The organism is Amycolatopsis orientalis (genome assembly GCF_000943515.2).
Classification (GTDB): Bacteria; Actinomycetota; Actinomycetes; order Mycobacteriales; family Pseudonocardiaceae; genus Amycolatopsis; species Amycolatopsis orientalis.
In genome coordinates this window covers 2,818,862-2,836,689 of sequence record NZ_CP016174.1, presented here as the reverse complement: position 1 = coordinate 2,836,689, position 17,828 = coordinate 2,818,862, and the positions used below count along the sequence as shown (strand labels likewise).

Here is a 17,828-nt window from a genome sequence, read left to right as displayed (position 1 = left end):
ACTACCGCATCCAGAGGACTAAACGCGGGGTGGGGGCGCGTCTCGTTCGCCACATTCCACGCCACCCGGCTGGGTCGGGGAGGCGTCCTTCCCGGAGGATGTGCGCATGGACACGTCCGCCTACGACGCCGAACTGCCCGCCCATGTCGAGCGGGCGCTGGCCGGGTTCCTCGAGCGCGCCGGTGCCGAAATCCGCCGCACCGAACCGACCGTCGGCGCCGGGATCGACGCGCTGGCCGGGTTCGTGCTGGGCGGCGGCAAACGCCTGCGCCCGACGTTCGCCTGGTGGGGCTGGCGCGGCGCGGGCGGCGATCCGGCCGGGCCGGACGTCGAAGGCGTCCTGCAGGCGGTCGCGAGCCTGGAGCTGATCCAGGCGTGCGCGCTGATCCACGACGACCTCATCGACTCCTCCGATTCACGCCGCGGCTCGCCGACGGTGCACATCGCGGGCGCGAAGCTCCACGCCGACAGCGGCTGGCTGGGTTCGCCGAGCACGTTCGGGCTCGCGACCGCCGTCCTGGTCGGTGACCTCGCGCTGGCCTGGGCCGACGACATGTTCGGCGAGGCCCCGCTCCCGCCCGCGGCCCTGGCCGCCGCGCGGCCGGCCTGGCGCGCGATGCGCACCGAGGTCCTCGCCGGGCAGTACCTCGACGTCCGCACCCAGGCCACCGGCGACGCCTCCCCCGAGGCGGCACTGCACATCTGCAAGCTCAAGACGGCCGCGTACACCGTCCAGCGCCCGCTCCACCTCGGTGCCGCGCTCGGCGGCGCCGACGACGCCCTGATCGCGACGCTGCGCGAGTTCGGCGACGAGGTCGGCGTGGCGTTCCAGCTGCGCGACGACCTGCTCGGCGTGTTCGGCGACCCCTCGGTCACCGGCAAGCCCGCGGGCGACGACCTGCGCGAGGGCAAGCGCACGCTGCTGGTCGCGCTCGGTCTCCAGCGGGCGGCCGAACAGGGCAAGGACGCCGCGGCGCGGGTCATCTCCGACGCCATCGGCGACGCGCACCTGTCGGAGGACGCCGTCGAAAGCGTGCGCGAGGCACTGCAGGACGTCGGTGCCGTCGACGCGGTGGAACGCCGCATCGACGAGCTCACCGACTCCGCGATGGCGGCCCTCGACCGCGCTCACCTCGCCGAGCCCGCCCCCGCCGCGTTGACCGGGCTGGTCGTCAAGGCGACCCAGCGGACCTACTGATGCGCACTGTCACCGGTCCGAGTGACCACGTGGTGGTGATCGGTGGCGGGCTCGCCGGGTTGTCGGCGACGCTGCACCTGCTCGGCGCCGGACGCCGGGTCACCCTGCTGGAGCAGGACAAGAGTCCCGGAGGCCGCGCCGGACAGGCGGATTTCGGCGGCAACACCGTCGACACCGGCGCCAGCGTGCTGACCATGCCGGAACTGCTCGACGAGGCCTTTTCGGCGGTCGGCGAATCGCTGGCGGGCAACCTGACGCTGACCCGGCTCGACCCGGCCTATCGCGCCCGGTTCGCCGACGGCAGCACGATCGCCGTGCACACCGAGGCGGCGGCGATGGAGGCCGAGATCCGCGCGGCCGCCGGTCCGGCCGAAGCGGACGGTTACCGCCGTCTGCGGCGCTGGCTGACCGAGCTGTACGCGGTGCAGAAGGACCATTTCATCGGCGCGAACTTCGACTCGCCGCTCGATCTCGTCCGCCCGGAACTGGCGAAACTGGCCGCGCTGGGCGGATTCGGCAGGCTCGGCCCGAAGATCGGCCGGTTCCTGCGCGACGACCGGGTGCGCCGTCTCTTTTCCTTCCAGGCGCTCTATGCGGGACTCGACCCGGCGCGCGCGATCGGCGCGTACGGCGTCATCTCCTTCATGGACACCGTCGGCGGCGTCTACTACCCGGCGGGCGGGATGGGCGAGGTCGCGCGGGCGCTGACGCGCGCCGCCGAACGCGCCGGCGCGGATGTCCGGTTCGGCACCGAAGCCGCCTGGCTGGAACGGGTTTCCTCACGGGTGCGCGCGGTGCGGACCCGCTCGGGTGAGCGGATCCCTTGCGACACCGTGGTTCTCGCGACCGAACTGGGTACCGCCTACCGGTTGCTCGGCGCCCGTCCCCGGCGCCCGCTGCCGCTGCGGTACTCGCCGTCGGCCGTCGTCCTGCACGGGCACGCGCCGAAAACGTGGCCGGATTTGGGCCACCACACCATCTTCTTCGGCCACGCCTGGGAAAAGACCTTCTCGGAGATCATCCGCGAGGGCAAGCTGATGAGCGACCCTTCGCTGCTGGTGACCCGGCCGACCGCGACCGAACCGGGGCTCGCCCCCGGCGGCGGCCAGGTGATCTCGGTACTGGCCCCGGCGCCGAACCTGCGCCGCGGCAAGATCGACTGGGCGAGGGTCGGGCCCGCCTATCGCGCGGAACTCCTGCGCACGCTGGAAAAGCGCGGCCTCACCGGCTTCGCGGACGACTTCGCCGTCGACGAGACGATCACCCCGGCGGGCTGGGCGGAGCGCGGTCTCACCGCGGGCACCCCGTTCTCGCTGGCGCACACCTTCGCCCAGACCGGCCCGTTCCGGCCGGGAAACCTGGTGCGGGCGGCGGAAAACGTCGTACTGGCCGGCTGCGGGACCACACCGGGCGTGGGTATCCCGCCGGTGGTGATCTCCGGCAGGCTCGCGGCGGAAAGGGTCACCGGCCGATGAGCGAACTCGACGCCGCGGGCATCACCGGGCCGGCGTTGCGGGCGGCGTACACCGAATGCCGCCGGATCAACGCGCACCACGGCCGCACCTTCTTCCTCGCGACCCGGCTGCTGCCGCCCCGGACGCGGCCGTTCGCGCACGCGCTGTACGGCTTCGCGCGGATGGCGGACGAACTGGTCGACAATCCCGCGCCCGGCACCGATCCCGCGTTCGCGCTGGACGAGGTCGCCGGGCTGGTCGCGCGGGTCTTCGACGGCGGCCCCCCCGCCGACCCGGTGCTGGCCGCGCTCGCCGACACGGTGCGCCGCCACGACCTGGACCGCGGCCTGTTCGACGCCTTCCTGCGGTCCATGGCGATGGACCTCAAGATCACCGAATACGCGACCTACGCCGATCTCAAGGAGTACATCCACGGTTCGGCCGAAGTGATCGGCCTGCAGATGCTGCCGGTCTTCGGCACCGTCGTCCCGGTCGCCGACGCCGAACCCGGTGCCGCCGCACTGGGCGAGGCGTTCCAGCTGACCAACTTCCTGCGCGACATCGGCGAGGACCTCGACCGGGGCAGGCTTTACCTGCCCACCGAGGAGCTGGCCGCGTTCGGCGTCGACCGTGAGCTGCTCACGTGGTCACGCGCCCGGGGGCTCCCGGACCGCCGGGTGCGGCGCGCCCTCGCCGTGGCGGTGGCGCGCAACCGCGCGGTGTACCGCCGCGCCGAAGAGGGGATCCCGTTGCTGCGCCGGGAATCCCGCGACTGTGTCCGGACCGCGCTCGTGCTCTACGAGGGCATTCTCGACGAGATCGTGGCGCTCGGCTACGACGTGCTGAACACCCGCGCGGTCGTACCGAGGCGACGGCGGCTGGCGACCGCGCTGCCGAGGCTGCTGACGAGCGCGTGGAGCAACTCCAGGCTTAGGGTGCGGTCATGACCACTGCTGCGAACAGGAAGATCCGGATCGGCGTCCAGCTGCAGCCGCAGCACGCCGAGTACAAGGCGATCCGCCGGGCGGCTTCGGAGGCCGAAGACCTCGGTGTGGACATCGTGTTCAACTGGGACCACTTCTACCCGCTGTACGGCGATCCCGACGGCCTGCACTACGAGTGCTGGACCATGCTGGGCGCCTGGGCGGAGTCCACCTCGCGGGTCGAGATCGGCGCGCTGGTGACATGCAACAGCTACCGCAATCCCGAACTGCTGGCCGACATGGCGCGCACCGTCGACCACATCTCCGAGGGGCGGCTCATCCTCGGCATCGGCTCCGGCTGGTTCGAGAAGGACTACGACGAGTACGGCTACGAGTTCGGCACCGCGGGCGGGCGGCTCGACAACCTCGCCGAGGCGCTGCCGCGGATCGAGACCAGGCTCGGCAAGCTGAACCCGGCGCCGACCCGCAAGATCCCGGTGCTGATCGGGGGCGGCGGCGAGAAGAAGACGCTGCGCCTGGTCGCGAAGCACGCCGACATCTGGCACGGCTTCGGCGACCCGGAGGTCGTCGAGCGCAAGGTCAAGATCCTCGACCAGCACTGCGCCGACGTCGGCCGGGACCCGAAGGAGATCGAGCGTTCGGTCGCCGTCGAGGGCGAGCCCGAGGAGCTGGGCCCGAAGCTGCTGGAGCACGGCGTCTCGCTGTTCACCGTGGCGACCGGCGGCCCGGACTACAATCTGGACCGGCTGCGGTCCTGGATCCAGTGGCGGGACAAGCAGTCCTGAGGTTCTTTCGCGTGTTATGAACGGGACTTTCATTGCAAATTTTGCAATGAAAGTCCCGTTCATAACATTCAGGACCGACCGCGCCGGTGGGCCGCCACCCGCTCCCGGGTCGCGCACCGCGTCGAGCAGTACCGGCGCGGACTCCCCCCGCCCAAGTGCGCGAAGGGCTTCCCGCAGCCCGAAGCTGCACACAGTCCGCCTGGCGGCGCCTGACGGTCCGCCAGCAGGACCGCGAGCGCCAGCGCGGACGACGTCACCAGCCACGCACCCCACGGCCCGTCATCGTCGGCGTCCACGTGCAGATGCCAGCCGAACCCGTCGGCGTGATCGGTCAGCCGAGGCGGATGCGCATAGCGGGCGAGCAGCTGGTTGAGCGTCCCGGCCGCCTCCGCGACATCCCGCGCCGCGAAGACCTCCCGCAGCTCCGCGGCCGCCTCGCGCAACGAAGCCAGATCCGAAGACTCCAACTCGACCGAGGTCTCGCCGTGCGCCGCCAGGACGGAACGGACAGAAGAAACCGAGGGTTCCGGCACGAGCAGGACCTCCAGCAGATCCACCGCCCGCTGCGCCGCCGCCCGCGCCGAACGCCCCGGCAGGAAATCCCGCTGCGCTGAAGTCATATCCCACTGTAACGTCTTTTTCATGAGAGGCCGTTACAGACTCGCCGTCTATCTCGCCGGGGCGACGATCGCCAGGACCGGCGACGAACTGTCCGGGCCGGCGCTGCTCCTGCTCGGCCTCGGCGTCGACGGCTCGGCCGCCACGGGGTCGGCGCTGCTCGCGGGCCTGACGATCTCCGCGGCGGCCGGCGGGCCGCTGCTCGGCGCGCTGCTCGACCGCAGTTCCCGCCCGGGGCGGCTACTGGCGTGGGCGCTGCTCGCCTACGCGGGCGGGCTCGGCGCGGTGCTCGCGCTCGTCGAAATCCCCGCGGCGATCGCGGTCGCCGTCGCGGCCGGGCTGCTCAACCCCGCCCTGGCCGGGGGCTGGACGGCCCAGCTTCCCGGCGTCCGCGGCACGACGCCGCTGCCGAGGGCGAGCGCACTGGACGCGATGACGTTCACCGCGGCGAGCCTCGCCGGACCGGGACTGGCCGGGCTCGTGACCGCTTACGCCGGTGCCCCGGCCGCGGTCGCCGTCGCGATCACCCTGGTCGTCGCGGCCTTCCCGGCCGCATGGTCACTTCCCGCCGCCGAAGCCCGGCCAGGGAAGCCGATCCGGCGGCAGCTCGCCGCCGGATTCGCCGTCCTGTTCCGCAATCGCGCGCTCCTGCGGGCGACCGCGACCTCCACGATGTCCTTCGTCGGCGTCGGGATGGCCGTGGTCTGCTACCCGCTGCTCGGCGCCCAACGGCTGGGGAACCCGGGGTTCGGCGCGCTCCTGCTCACGGTGCTGGCCGCCGCGTCCCTGGTCGCGAACGCCGTGCTGGCCCGCAGGCCGCCGCCACCGGACCGCACCGTGCTCGTCAGCACCGGCCTGCTGGGCGCGAGCTTCCTGCTCGCCGCCGCCGGGCACGACGTGGCGACCCTGCTGGCCGCCGCCGTCCTCGCCGGATTCGCCGAGGGACCGCAGCTTTCGGCGCTTTTCGCCATCCGGCACCGCGAAGCACCCGCCGAAGTGCGGGCTCAGGTTTTCACGACGGCGGCGAGCGTGAAGATCACCGGACTCGCGGCGGGGGCCGCGGCCGCGGGGCCCTTGAGCGCACTCTCCGTAACCGCCGGACTGAGCGCCGCGGCGGGCTGCCAGCTGCTCGCGGCTGCGACGTATGCCGTGGTCAGGACGTCCGGGCGGACTAGAACGCCATCGCCTGCGCGCGCCGCTTGACCTCAGTGCCGTGGCTGGTCCGCAGGGCGTTGACCGGGGTGGCCCCCGGCAGGGTCTCGTCCTCGGCGAAGAGCCAGCGCAGCATCTCCGTCCGCGTGAAGCCGGAGTCCGCGAGCACGGTGATAGTGCCCGCCAGGCCCTTGACCACGCCGTCCTTCACCAGGAAGGCGGCCGGGACGTACAGCTCGCCCTTGCGCCGCACGGCGATCAGGTGACCGTCACGCAGCATCTGGCGGACCTTGTTGGCCGAAACGTTCAGCGCGGTCGCGACCTCCGGAAGCGGGAGAACGGCCACATCTGCATCGAGAACGTCGTCGGCGACGGGAATACCACTCACAGGTGACACTGTGCCACATTCCGTCTCCCGCTCCGTTAGTGCGCACGGGTGACGGCTTCGTCATGACGGAACGTGCCCACTCGGTCACGCATACCGCCGATTCGACTAAATGCCGGAAATCGTGATCCTTGCCGGGCCAGGTCCCGTACACCAGAACATGGGCACTTCCGTACGATCCATAGCCGTGACACGCACGGACCCCACTCTGGTGGGCACTCTGCTCGAGGGCCGTTACCGGGTGGACAAGCTGCTCGCGCGCGGCGGGATGTCGTCGGTCTACCGCGGCGTCGATACCCGTCTGGACCGTCAGGTCGCCATCAAGATCATGGACCCGCGCTTCGCCGACGACAGGTCGTTCGTCGAGCGCTTCGAACGGGAGGCCCGCTCGGCGGCCCGGCTGCACCATCCGCACGTGGTCGCGGTGCACGACCAGGGCTTCGACACCCCCGGCGGGGAGGAGTCCGGCCGCGCGTTCCTGGTCATGGAACTCGTCGACGGCGGGACCCTGCGCGAGCTGCTCGCCGAACGCGGTCCGCTGGACGTCGCGCTCGCGCTGAGCATCACCGAACCGGTCCTGTCCGCCCTCGCCGCGGCGCACGCGGCCGGACTGGTGCACCGCGACGTCAAACCGGAGAACGTGCTCATCGGCCGCGGCGGCACGGCGCTTGCGGGCGGCGTGGTCAAGGTGGGCGACTTCGGCCTGGTCCGCGCGATCGCGAGCGCGGGGACGACCAGTTCGAGCGTCATCCTCGGCACCGTCGCCTACGTCTCGCCCGAACAGGTCGCCACGGGTGCGACCACGTCCAGCGGCGACGTCTACTCCACCGGGATCCTGCTGTACGAAATGCTCACCGGCCGCGCGCCCTACACCGGCGACACGGCGATCTCGGTGGCGTACCGGCACGTCAACGACGACGTCCCGCGTCCGAGCGAACTGCGGCCGGGGATCCCGCCCGCGCTGGACGAGCTGATCCTGCGCGCCACCCGCCGCGACCCCGAGCAGCGCCCGTCCGACGCCGCGGTGTTCCTCGCCGAGCTGAACCATCTGCGCACCGTCCTCGGCATCCCCGCGGTCCCGGTACCCGTGCCGCTGCCCGCCGACGCCGACCGGGAGACCGACGCGGAGCGCACCACCCCCGGAATCCCGGCCGTCCCGGCGGTGAACCCCGCCATGGCGACCACGGTGCTGGCCCCGGTCGCCGAGGCGACCTTGCCGGTCACCGGCCCGCGCGGCACGCAGGCACTGCACCGGGAGCCGCAGTTCCCGCCCGCCCAGCCACCCGCCACCCAGCCGCCGCGAACTCCTCCCCCTCGGCCCAAACCGCCCGCGGACGACGAAGACCGGCCGCGGTCCCGCAAACGCCTCTACGTGATGATCGCGGCCGCGGTCCTGGTCCTCGGTGGCCTGATCGGCGCGTTCGCCTTCATCCTCAACGACTCCGCGCCGACGACGTCGTCGGTGCCGAAGCTGGCCGGGATGAACCAGGCCGCCGCCGGTGACGCGCTCCGGTCGGCGAAGCTGACCCCGGCCTACACCGAGGAGTACAGCGACACCGCCGCGCAGCACACGGTGATCCGGTCCGATCCGGCGGCGGGCGCGTCGGTCGCGCCGGGCACCACGGTCAACGTCGTGCTGTCGAAGGGCCGCCCGATCGTGCCGGACATCCAGGCCGGGACCAGCCAGCAGGACGCGGAAACGGCGATCAAGGCCGCGCAGCTGACCCCGGTCCAGGGCGAGCAGGAGTTCAGCGACGTCGCCAAGAACAAGGTGATCCGCGTCGACCCGGCTCCCGGTTCGCAGCTGAACATCGGCGGGCAGGTCACGATCATCCTGTCGAAGGGCCCCGAACCGCTGCCGCCGGTCCCGGACGTCACGGGCCAGAGCAAGGACGCCGCGTTCGCGATCCTCCAGCAGGCCGGTTTCCAGCCGTTCCAGGCCGGCGAGGAGTTCTCCGACCAGTTCGCCGCCGGTCAGGTGGTCCGCACCGACCCGAAGGGTGGCGGCAAGGCGAGCAACCGCCGCATCGGGGTGTTCGTTTCGAACGCCGTCGAAGTACCGAACGTGACCTTCAAGCGGATGGAGGAGGCGATCCAGATCCTGCGCCAGGCCGGGCTGGAAGCCGACCGTGAGGGTCGGGGAAACGGCAACGGCCACGGCGGCGGAAACGGCGGTTTCGACTTCGTCCTGCAGCAGGATCCGCAACCGGGCACCAAGGTGCCGAAGGGCACGAAAGTGCGGCTCAGGGGCTTCGGGTGACACAAAAGGTGCGGTGAAACCGTTCAGTACCGGCATGGTCATCGGATACCGTGAATCCCATGGTGGTCTTTGTCGGCGTGAGGGGCGTTTCAGCCAGGTTCGCCCCACCCGGTCCGCGATGAGCTTCTTCACCGACGGTCCGCGAAGCCGCCCCCTGTTCCCGGTGCCGGAACAGGAGCTGTTCGGGTACAACGGCCGCCCCTGGGTGGATCCGCCGCACGAGTACATCGTCCCGGCGATCCTGCCCTGGTCGATGCCGCTGGGCCGCGCCGAGCGGACCATCGTGGCGCTGCGCGGTATCGAGGTGTGGCCGGAGTCGGTCACCTTCCAGCTGTCGGTGTACTCGCGGGATCTGCTGCTGGACGAACCCGGCGAAGGCCTGATCGACCACCGCCGGGTCCCGGACTACAACGCGCTGCTGGTCGGGGTGCTCTTCCCCGACGGCCGCCGGGCCAGCTCGGAGACCATCTCCGTGCCGTCGGCTTCGAAACCGGACCAGCCGGTACTGCGTGCCCAGGGGCTGGGCGGGACGTCGTTCCACGTCGACCACGAGATCTTCCTGTGGCCGCTGCCGCCCGCCGGGCCGCTGGAGTTCGTCGTCCAGTGGCTCGACCGCGACATCGAGGAGACGCGCACCGCGCTCGACGGCACCGCGATCCGCGACGCCGCCAAGGAGGCGGGCGAGATCTGGCCCGGCCTGCCCGCCCGCGAGGCGCACGGGCTGCCGGTCCGCCGGGTCGGGGCGCAGGCGATGATCACCCCCGCCTGGCCGCGCGAGTCGCAGGCGCCGCCTCCGCTGCCCCAGCCTCAGCGCCCGGCCCCGCCGCTGCCCGCCCAGGAGAAGGCGGACCGGCCGCGGCGTGGTGCGCCACTGCCGACCCGCCTGCCCCGCCGGGCCCGCTGAAACAGGAGGCGCCCCTCAGCGGAACGCTTCGGCGTTCGCCACGGCCCACTCCGCGTAGGTGACACCAGGCCGCCCGGTGAGTTCCTGGACCACGCCCGTCGGCGTGTCCGGGTGCTCGGTGAAGTACGCGAAGCCGTCGAGCAGCCACTTCGCGATCTCCGCCGGGATCCCCGCGTCGGTCCACTGCTTGTCCGCCTCCTCCCGGGTGAGTTCCTGGAAGGTGACCTCCTCGCCGAGCGCGGCGGAGATGGCGGCGACCTGTTCACGCTGGCTGATCGCCTCGGGCCCGCTCAGGGTGTACTTCTCGCCGATGTGGCCCTCGGTCAGGATGACGTGCGCCGCCACGGCGGCGATGTCCCCGAGGTCGATCGGCGTCATCCGCGCCTCGGGGTAGGCCTCGCGGACCACCCGTTCGGCCTTGATCCGCTCCGCCCAGCCGAACGTGTTGTTCATGAACGCGCCCGGCCGCAGGAACGTCCAGTCGAAACCGGCCTCCCGGACCGCCTTCTCGATGATCGCGTAGGCCACTCCGCTCGAGTTCTCCACCGGGTCGTCGGCGTTGCTGCCCGAGAGCGCCACCACCCGGCGCACTCCGGCCTCCTTCGCCAGCTTCACGAAGTCGTCCACCGTGTCGGCCAACGGCGCCAGGTACACGGTCTCGATGCCCTTCAGCGCCTCGGGCAGCGTTTCCGGCTTCCCCAGGTAGCCCTTGGCGACCTCCACCTGTTCCGGCAGTGCCGCCTTCGCCGGATTCACGGTCAACGCCCGCACCGGCGCTCCGGCTTCCACCAGTTCGTCGACCACCAGCCTGCCGACGTTTCCGGTCGCACCGGTCACCAGGATCGTCACGATTGCCCCACTCCTTTTCGTACGCCCTACGGGAATCATTCAACCGTACCGCATACGAGAATGTAGAATCCAGTTTCACGGCCGAGTGGAGTGCGGATGGACTTCGAGCGCAGTCTCGAACTGTTGTGGCGTGACCGCGGCGAGGCCCGGCAGCCGACCAGGGGGCGGAAGCCGAAACTGACCCTCGACCAGGTGGTCGCCACCGCCGTCGCCCTCGCCGACAGCGCGGGCGAGGCGACCGTGTCGATGAGCCAGATCGCCAAGGAACTCGGCGCCGGCACGATGACGCTCTACACCTACGTCCCCGGCAAGACGGAACTGCTCGACCTCATGGTGGACTCGGTCCTCGCCGAACGGGACCTCCCCGGCCCCGGCGACCCCCGGCCGGACAGCTGGCGCGAGCAGATCCGGCTCTACGCCGAACGCACCGTGGCCGTGTTCCGGAAGCATCCGTGGCTGCGTTCGGCGTCGTCGGTGCGGCCGGTGCTGGGGCCGGGGCTGATGGCGGGACAGGAGTACCTGATCGCGGCCGTCGCGGACATCGGGCTGCGGCCGCGCGAGGCGGCCGCGGCGGCGAACAGCGTCGAGATGTACGTCCAGGCGAACGCGGCGCTTTCGGCCGAGACGGCGCAGGTCGAACAGCGGACCGGGCAGTCGACGGACGCCTGGTGGGGGCAGCGGTCGGTGTTCTGGGAGAAGTACTTCGACGTCGAGCGCCATCCGGCGATGACGCGGATGTGGGAGAGCGGCGCCTACGACGCCGACAGCTGCGAAGCCGCCGACGAGACCTTCACGTTCGGCCTGGAGCGCATGCTGGACGGCATCGAAGCCCTCGTCACCCGCCGCGTTTAGCGGGCTAAACGCGGTCAGGAGACGGTGGGCAGGTCCGGGGCCGAGACGTCGAAGACCTTGCCCTCGCGGGTGAGGAGCGCGGCGAGCACCTTCGCCTTGCGTTCGGTGTCGGCCGAGGTCCCCCACCGGACCGTCTTCCCGTCGGCCAGGGTGAACTCGACGCTGCCGGGCGTCTTCGCCGTCGCCGTGGTGACCTGCTTCAGCAGCTGCTGCGGGATCACGCCGAGGACCCCGGTCACCGCACGGGTCACCGGGTCGTCCGCCGACACCGACATCAGCTTCAGCTCGGGCAGTCCCGCGGGCCGTTCCTTGAGCGTCTTGAACACCACTCCCCCGCCGTCGACGAGGTGCACCCCGTCGCCGCCGGGGCCGCTGTCGAAGAACGCGATGGCCGCCCGTTCGGTCACGGTGATCTCGAGGGTGCCCGGCCAGGACCGGGAGACGTCGACGGTGGCGATGCCGGGCATCTGCGCCACCCGGTCGCGGATCTCGTCGGTGTCCAGGCGCAGCATCGGTTTCTGGTCCGGCACCGCCGCCGTGGCGCGGATCTGGTCCGCGGGCACGGAGTTCGCGCCGACGACGTCGACCTGCCGCACGCCCAGCATCGAACTGAACCACAGCAGGTAGACGAGGGCGACGACGGTCAGCACCGAGAGCAGCGCGACCCACCGCCGCCGCATCTCCTTGCGCCGGACCGGCCGGGTGGTCCGGCGACGATCCTGGACGGACCGCCTGCCGCGCCGGGCCTCCGCCCCCTGAACCCGTTTGACCCGTTTGTCTCGTTTGTCTCGTTCGGTACGCGGACGCCGACCGGGTTCGGCCGGGCGGCGGCGTTCCCCGGTCTGCGTCATGGCTGAAGCGTGTCTCCCGAGCTGAGGTGGACAGGTTGGGTGAGGGTACGCGCGCGCGTTTCTTTTCGGCCGGAGGACTCGGATTCGCGGAGGCGGGCCGCCGACCTGGCCGGGCGAGTGGACAGGCGATGCCACGGCCCGGCTACGGGAATCCGAAAGCGCGCCTTGAAGGACATGGCTAGTCCGCCCGCCGGTCCAGTTCGGCCAGGATCTCCGGGCCGAGCTGCGTGACGTCGCCGGCGCCCATGGTCACCAGCAGGTCGCCGGGTTTGACCAGATCCGCCGCGAGCTTCGCCGCGACGTCGAACGCGGGCTGGTAGTGCACGGTGGGGCCGGAGATCTGGTCGGCGATGAGCGCGCCGCTCACGCCGGGTTCCGGCTCCTCGCGGGCACCGAACACGTCCAGCACGATGACCTCGTCGGCCAGCGACAGCGCGGTCGCGAACTCCTTGGAGAACGTCTTCGTGCGCGAGTACAGATGCGGCTGGAAGACCACGATGACCCGGCCGGAACCGGCCGCCGTCCGCACCGCGCGCAGCTGCGCGTCGACCTCGGTCGGGTGATGCGCGTAGTCGTCGTACACCCGGACGTCGCCGGAGCGGCCCTTGAACTCGAACCGGCGCCGGACGCCGCCGAACGCGGCGAGCCCTTCGGCGAGGCCCTCGACCGGTGCGCCGAGTTCGATCCCGGCCAGCAGCGCGGCGATCGCGTTCAGCGCCATATGCTCACCCGGCACCGCGACGCGGAGGTCGATTTCCTTGCCCTGCAAGGAGATACGAACGACGCCGCCTTCGGGGGCAGGCGTGTAGTCCAGCACCTTCGCGTCGTCCGCGCCGGTGACCGAACGGCCGTAGCGGCGGACGCGGATGCCGCGCTCCTCCGCCTGCGAGCCCAGTTTGTCCGCTCCCTCGTCGTCACCGCACACGACGAGCAGCCCGCCCGGTTCGATCCGGCCGAGGAAGTCGGTGAACACCGAGACGTACGCCTCGGCCGTGCCGTGGTGGTCCAGGTGGTCCGGCTCGACGTTGGTCACCACGGCGACCGTCGGCGAGTAGGCCAGGAACGACCCGTCGCTCTCGTCGGCTTCGGCGACGAAGACGCCACCCTCGCCGTGGTGGGCGTTCGCGCCCGACTCGTTGAGGTCGCCGCCGATGGCGAACGACGGGTCGAGGCGGCAGTGCTGCAGCGCGACGGTCAGCATCGACGTCGTCGACGTCTTGCCGTGCGTCCCGGCGATGCACGCGACGCGGTGGCCACCCATCAGCCCGGCCAGCGCCTGCGCGCGGTGCAGGACGGTGATCCCGCGTTCCCGCGCGGCCGCCAGTTCCGGATTGGTCTCCTTGATCGCGGTCGACACGATCACCGAGGACGGGCCCTCCGGGAACGCGTCGAGGTTCTCGGCGCGCTGGCCGATGGCGATCTCGGCACCCTGGGCACGCAGCGACAGGAACGCGCGCGACTCCTTCGCGTCGGACCCCGAGACCTGGGCCCCGCGGGCCAGCAGGATGCGGGCGATGCCGCTCATCCCGGCGCCGCCGATCCCGATCAGGTGGGCACGCGTGAGCGTGTCCGGGAGGTTGTCAGGCACCGGCTACCTCCAGCACGATCTTGGCAAGGGTCTCGTCGGCCTGGCGGTGGCCGAGACCGACCGCGGCCGCACTCATCTTCGCGACCCTGTCGGCGTCGGCGACCAGCGGGATCACCAGCTCGGCGATCTTGGCGGCGGTGAGGTCGGCGTCGGTCACCATCAGCGCGGCACCCGCGTCGACCGCGGGCTGGGCGTTGCTCGCCTGTTCGCCGTTGCCGTAGGGCAGCGGGACGAACACCGCGGGCAGCCCCACGGAGGTGACCTCGGCGACGGTCATCGCGCCGGAGCGGCACAGCACCGCGTCGGCGGCGGCGTAGGCGAGGTCCATCCGCTCCAGATACGGCACCGGGACGTACGCGGGCCTGCCGGGGAACTCCTGGACGACCAGCGTGTTCTTCGGGCCGTGGGCGTGCAGGACGCCGACACCGGCGTCCGCGAACTCCTTGGCCGCGGCCGAGACCGCGCCGTTGATCGACACCGCGCCCTGCGAACCACCGAAGACCAGCAGCGTCGGGACGTCCGGGTCGAGCCCGAAGAACTCACGGGCTTCGGCACGCAGCGCGGCCCGGTCGAGCGAGGTGATGGAGTGACGCAGCGGGATGCCGACGACCTCGGCCTTCGGCAGCGGCGTCCCCGGGACGGCGACGGCGACGCGGGCGGCGAACCGCGCGCCGACCCGGTTCGCCAGGCCGGCCGCCTTGTTGGCCTCGTGCACGACGATCGGGGTGCGGCCGCGCGCGGCGAGGTACGCCGGGAGCGCGACGTAGCCGCCGAAGCCGACGACGACGTCCGCGCCGACCCGGTCCAGGACGGCACGGGTGCGCTTGACCGCGTCGCGGACCTTCAGCGGCATCTTCAGCAGCTCAGGCGTCGGCTTGCGCGGCATCGGCACCGGCGGGATCAGCTCCAGCGGATAGCCGCGCGCGGGGACGAGTTTGGTCTCCAGACCGCGCTCGGTCCCCAGCGCGATCACCTTCGCGTCGGGACGCAGGCGCATCACGGCGTCGGCGAGCGCGAGTGCTGGTTCGATGTGTCCTGCGGTGCCGCCCCCGGCGACCACGACCACCGGCGCTTTGCCCGCGGCGGATCTCTCGGCTCCCTTAACGGGGTTACTCACCTATGACCTCTCCGGTTTGCGGTACCCCGTTTCGCGGTACCGCGGTTCACCGCCGTACGTGCGGCCGTCCTTCTGCCGGGCTCCCGCACCGAGCGGCGCCGCTCCTGGGCCGGCGAAGGCCTCGCCGTCCTCGGCGCGGGCCTCGCCGCCTTGGTGGCGCCTCCCCTGGCCGCGGCGCCCTTGCGCTTGGCGGGCGGGCGGTACGGGTCGGGCGCGGGAAGTCTCAGCAGGCGTCCGAATTTACCCGGCCCCTGTGACCGCAGTGCGGCCACCGCCTCCGGTTCGTGCCGGGCGGCGTTGGCCAGGACACCCATGATGAGCATGGTGATCACCAGCGATGTCCCGCCGTAGGAGATCAACGGCAGCGTGACCCCGGTGACCGGCAGCAGGCCCACCACGTAGCCGATGTTGATCCCCGCCTGCGCGACCAGGAAGACGGTCAGCGTGCCCGCCACGATGCGGATCCACGGGTCGAGGTTGCGGGCCGCGATCCGCAGCCCCACGATGGCGACCCCGGCGAACAGCGCCAGCACCACCACACAGCCGATGAAGCCGAGTTCCTCGCCGATCAGGGCGAAGATGAAGTCGTTCTGCACGTTCGGCAGATAGCCCCAGTTGGACTGGCCCTGGCCGAGTCCCTTGCCGAAGAGCCCGCCGTCGGCGAGCGCGAGTTTCGCCTGGTTGGCCTGGAAGCCGTCGGCGCTGGTGTCCGGGTCGCCGGAGACGAACGACATGACCCGCCGCAGCCGGTACGGGGCGATGATGGCGAGCACCAGCACCCCGACGAGCCCACCGGCGAGGATCACGCCGAACAGCCGTTTCGGCGCGCCCGCGAACCACAGCAGGGCCAGCAGCACCACCGCGAGCGTGATCGTGCCGCCGAGGTCCGGCTGCATCATGACCAGCGCGAACATCAGCAGCGCGATCGGCACCACCGGGACGAGCAGATGCCGCCACTGGTTGATGATGTTGTACTTGATCACCAGGATGTGCGCGCCCCAGAAGGCGAGCGCGAGCTTGGCCGCCTCGACCGGCTGGAAGGCGAACCCGCCGAACATGAACCAGCCCTGCGAGCCGTTGACGGTGGATCCCAATGGGGTCAGCACCAGCGTGAGCAGGCCGAGGCAGACGACGGTCATCGTCGCCGAAAGGCGCCGGACGCGTTCCAGCGGGAACCGCAGCCCGACCCAGAACACCACCGAGCCGATGGCGACGAACAGGATGTGCTTGCTGAACTGCGCGTAGACCCCGCTGCCGGTCTTCGGGTTGTACGAAGCGACCGACGACGCCGAAAGCACCATCACGATGCCGATCACGGTCAGCACGCCGGTGAGCGCCAGTACCAGGTGGAACGAGGCGAGCGGCCGCGAAAGCCAGGCCGTCAGCGCGGTGCGGAAGGCGACGAACGGGCTTTCCTTGCGTTCACGGGACTTGCGCTGCCGTGGCGCGGGCTCGCCCTTTTTCTCCTCAACCGCCGTCACTGGTCTCCCCCGCACCGTCGCGCAGGACACGGACCGCACGGGCGAACGCGTCGCCGCGCTCGCCGTAGGAGCGGTACATGTCCAACGACGCCGCGGCGGGGGCCAGCAGCACCACATCTCCAGGGCGCGCCAGGGCGCGGGCCGCCTTCACCGCCGCAGTCATGGTGTCATCGTCACCCGAAGGGAGGCTGTTGACCGGGACATCCGGCGCGTGTCGCGCAACAGCGGCGGCGATCACGGGTGAATCGACGCCGAACAGGACGACTCCGCGCAGCCTTCCCGCGATCGAGCCGACCAGTTCGTCCACCGAGGCGCCCTTGAGCTGGCCCCCGGCGATCCAGACGACGGAGAGATGCGCGCGCAGCGAACCACTCGCCGCGTGCGGGTTGGTCGCCTTGGAGTCGTTGATGTACCGGACGCCGTCGATCTCGCCGATCTCCTCGGCCCGGTGCGGGGCGGGGCGGTACTCGCGCAGGCCCTTGGCGACGTCCTCGCCGGTGACGCCGTACGCGCGGGCCAGTGCCGCCGCGGCGAGCGCGTTGGCGACGTTGTGCGGACCGGCGGGGCGCACGTCGGCCAGGGTGCCGAGTTCGTCGGCGGTGGTCGCCGGGTCGGCGACGAAGGCGCGATCGACCAGCAGATCCTCGACGATCCCGAGTTCACCGGGGCGCGGGGTGTCCATGCCGAAGGCGACGCGGCGGGCGCCGTCGGGCGCGTACTCGTCGGCGAGCCGGACGGACCACTCCTCGCCGACGTTGTGCACCACATTCGCCGAATGGGCGTGGATGCGGCCCTTCGCGGCCGCGTACTCCGCCATCGAGCCGTGCCAGTCGAGGTGGTCCTCGGCCAGGTTCAGCACCACCGAGGCGAGCGGGGCCAGCGTCGACGACCAGTGCAGCTGGAAACTCGACAGCTCGACGGCGAGCACCTCGTGCCCGGCCCGCACCGCGTCCAGCACCGCGAAGCCGACGTTCCCGCAGGCCACGGCGTCGACCCCGGCGGTGCGCAGGATCGACTCCAGCATCCCGACCGTGGTGGTCTTGCCATTGGTCCCGGTGATCGCGAGCCAGACCGGCGGCTTGTCGCGCAGCTGCCCGACCCGCCACGCCAGCTCGACGTCGCCGATCACCTCGATCCCCGCCCCGGCCGCCGCCACCAGCAACGGGGACGTCGGTTTCCAGCCGGGACTGGTCACGACCAGCTCGACACCTTCGGGCGGCTCCGTCAGGCCCGGCACCAGCTCGGCGCCGAGCCCTTCGAGTTCCGCCAGCCGTCCGGCGTTGCCGTCGGTGACGGTGACCCGCGCCCCCTGCTCCCGCAGGACGGGGACGATGGATTTGCCGGTGACCCCGGCTCCGGCGACGAGGACGTGACGCCCGGCGAGCTCCAC

General features: G+C 71.5%; 16 protein-coding genes. 8 read left to right on the top strand and 8 right to left on the bottom strand.

Annotated features, from left to right (window positions below; genetic code table 11):
- Nucleotides 1-106 precede the first annotated feature (106 nt).
- The 4 genes from SD37_RS12580 to SD37_RS12565 are packed head-to-tail and all read left to right on the top strand — an operon-like array spanning nt 107 to nt 4,381.
- Entirely contained in the window at nt 107-1,198 is a 1,092-nt protein-coding gene (locus SD37_RS12580) for a polyprenyl synthetase family protein (RefSeq protein WP_044854197.1), read from the top strand.
- Nucleotides 1,198-2,673 carry a phytoene desaturase family protein gene (gene crtI / locus SD37_RS12575; protein ID WP_044854196.1) on the top strand — a complete coding sequence of 492 codons (1,476 nt, stop codon included), beginning with the start codon at nt 1,198-1,200 and terminating at the stop codon, nt 2,671-2,673. The genes SD37_RS12580 and crtI overlap by 1 nt, the downstream gene beginning before the upstream one ends.
- Nucleotides 2,670-3,599: a phytoene/squalene synthase family protein gene (locus SD37_RS12570; RefSeq protein ID WP_065912815.1), complete on the top strand. Its 930-nt coding sequence runs from the start codon at nt 2,670-2,672 to the stop codon at nt 3,597-3,599. The genes crtI and SD37_RS12570 overlap by 4 nt, the downstream gene beginning before the upstream one ends.
- Nucleotides 3,596-4,381 carry an LLM class F420-dependent oxidoreductase gene (locus SD37_RS12565; RefSeq protein ID WP_044854194.1) on the top strand — a complete coding sequence of 262 codons (786 nt, stop codon included), beginning with the start codon at nt 3,596-3,598 and terminating at the stop codon, nt 4,379-4,381. The genes SD37_RS12570 and SD37_RS12565 overlap by 4 nt, the downstream gene beginning before the upstream one ends.
- 68 nt (nt 4,382-4,449) lie before the next feature.
- Here SD37_RS12565 and SD37_RS12560 read toward each other — a convergent pair whose 3' ends face one another.
- Nucleotides 4,450-5,001, bottom strand: coding sequence for a CGNR zinc finger domain-containing protein (locus SD37_RS12560; RefSeq protein WP_044854193.1), 552 nt, complete (start codon nt 4,999-5,001; stop codon nt 4,450-4,452).
- A 22-nt stretch (nt 5,002-5,023) separates the two neighbouring features.
- Between SD37_RS12560 and SD37_RS12555 the strand changes: the two genes are divergently transcribed.
- Complete coding sequence (locus SD37_RS12555) at nt 5,024-6,202, top strand: MFS transporter (protein WP_044854192.1); 1,179 nt, start codon at nt 5,024-5,026, stop codon at nt 6,200-6,202.
- Here SD37_RS12555 and SD37_RS12550 read toward each other — a convergent pair.
- On the bottom strand, nt 6,171-6,539 hold the full coding sequence (locus SD37_RS12550; protein WP_044854191.1) for an Rv2175c family DNA-binding protein: 369 nt from the start codon (nt 6,537-6,539) through the stop codon (nt 6,171-6,173). The two genes, SD37_RS12555 and SD37_RS12550, sit on opposite strands and share 32 nt — an antisense overlap.
- A gap of 184 nt (nt 6,540-6,723) precedes the next feature.
- On the opposite strand from SD37_RS12550, the gene pknB reads away from it, so the two are divergent.
- On the top strand, nt 6,724-8,796 hold the full coding sequence (gene pknB, locus SD37_RS12545) for a Stk1 family PASTA domain-containing Ser/Thr kinase (RefSeq protein WP_044854190.1): 2,073 nt from the start codon (nt 6,724-6,726) through the stop codon (nt 8,794-8,796).
- Between the two features lie 118 nt (nt 8,797-8,914).
- Nucleotides 8,915-9,700 carry a hypothetical protein gene (locus SD37_RS12540; protein WP_044854189.1) on the top strand — a complete coding sequence of 262 codons (786 nt, stop codon included), beginning with the start codon at nt 8,915-8,917 and terminating at the stop codon, nt 9,698-9,700.
- A gap of 15 nt (nt 9,701-9,715) precedes the next feature.
- Here the strand turns inward: SD37_RS12540 and SD37_RS12535 are convergent, their stop codons facing one another.
- Nucleotides 9,716-10,549 (bottom strand): NAD(P)H-binding protein, encoded by an 834-nt coding sequence (locus SD37_RS12535; RefSeq protein WP_044854188.1) that lies wholly within the window; start codon nt 10,547-10,549, stop codon nt 9,716-9,718.
- Between the two features lie 96 nt (nt 10,550-10,645).
- Between SD37_RS12535 and SD37_RS12530 the strand changes: the two genes are divergently transcribed.
- Nucleotides 10,646-11,401 (top strand): TetR/AcrR family transcriptional regulator, encoded by a 756-nt coding sequence (locus SD37_RS12530; protein ID WP_044854428.1) that lies wholly within the window; start codon nt 10,646-10,648, stop codon nt 11,399-11,401.
- A gap of 14 nt (nt 11,402-11,415) precedes the next feature.
- Here SD37_RS12530 and SD37_RS12525 read toward each other — a convergent pair whose 3' ends face one another.
- The 5 genes from SD37_RS12525 to murD all read right to left on the bottom strand — a co-directional run bounded on the left by SD37_RS12525 (nt 11,416) and on the right by murD (nt 17,828).
- Nucleotides 11,416-12,252, bottom strand: a complete 837-nt coding sequence (locus tag SD37_RS12525) for a cell division protein FtsQ/DivIB (RefSeq protein ID WP_044854187.1) — start codon at nt 12,250-12,252, stop codon at nt 11,416-11,418.
- Nucleotides 12,253-12,430: 178 nt separating this feature from the next.
- The gene (gene murC / locus SD37_RS12520; RefSeq protein WP_044854186.1) at nt 12,431-13,840 is read right to left on the bottom strand and encodes a UDP-N-acetylmuramate--L-alanine ligase; all 1,410 of its coding nucleotides are present in this window, start codon (nt 13,838-13,840) and stop codon (nt 12,431-12,433) included.
- Entirely contained in the window at nt 13,833-14,957 is a 1,125-nt protein-coding gene (gene murG, locus SD37_RS12515) for an undecaprenyldiphospho-muramoylpentapeptide beta-N-acetylglucosaminyltransferase (protein ID WP_037304270.1), read from the bottom strand. The genes murC and murG overlap by 8 nt, the downstream gene beginning before the upstream one ends.
- The gene (ftsW, locus tag SD37_RS12510) at nt 14,954-16,438 is read right to left on the bottom strand and encodes a putative lipid II flippase FtsW (protein WP_044854185.1); all 1,485 of its coding nucleotides are present in this window, start codon (nt 16,436-16,438) and stop codon (nt 14,954-14,956) included. Before ftsW ends, murG begins: the two co-directional genes overlap by 4 nt.
- The gene (gene murD, locus SD37_RS12505) at nt 16,425-17,828 is read right to left on the bottom strand and encodes a UDP-N-acetylmuramoyl-L-alanine--D-glutamate ligase (RefSeq protein ID WP_044854184.1); all 1,404 of its coding nucleotides are present in this window, start codon (nt 17,826-17,828) and stop codon (nt 16,425-16,427) included. Before murD ends, ftsW begins: the two co-directional genes overlap by 14 nt.

What these genes read in the sequence shown, in the direction of transcription:
- SD37_RS12525 (WP_044854187.1), bottom strand. Translation starts at nt 12,252, where the DNA reads ATGACGCAGACCGGGGAACGCCGCCGCCCGGCCGAACCCGGTCGGCGT.
- SD37_RS12580 (WP_044854197.1), top strand. Translation starts at nt 107, where the DNA reads ATGGACACGTCCGCCTACGACGCCGAACTGCCCGCCCATGTCGAGCGG.
- SD37_RS12540 (WP_044854189.1), top strand. Translation starts at nt 8,915, where the DNA reads ATGAGCTTCTTCACCGACGGTCCGCGAAGCCGCCCCCTGTTCCCGGTG.
- SD37_RS12560 (WP_044854193.1), bottom strand. Translation starts at nt 5,001, where the DNA reads ATGACTTCAGCGCAGCGGGATTTCCTGCCGGGGCGTTCGGCGCGGGCG.
- SD37_RS12565 (WP_044854194.1), top strand. Translation starts at nt 3,596, where the DNA reads ATGACCACTGCTGCGAACAGGAAGATCCGGATCGGCGTCCAGCTGCAG.
- crtI (WP_044854196.1), top strand. Translation starts at nt 1,198, where the DNA reads ATGCGCACTGTCACCGGTCCGAGTGACCACGTGGTGGTGATCGGTGGC.
- SD37_RS12570 (WP_065912815.1), top strand. Translation starts at nt 2,670, where the DNA reads ATGAGCGAACTCGACGCCGCGGGCATCACCGGGCCGGCGTTGCGGGCG.
- SD37_RS12555 (WP_044854192.1), top strand. Translation starts at nt 5,024, where the DNA reads ATGAGAGGCCGTTACAGACTCGCCGTCTATCTCGCCGGGGCGACGATC.
- SD37_RS12530 (WP_044854428.1), top strand. Translation starts at nt 10,646, where the DNA reads ATGGACTTCGAGCGCAGTCTCGAACTGTTGTGGCGTGACCGCGGCGAG.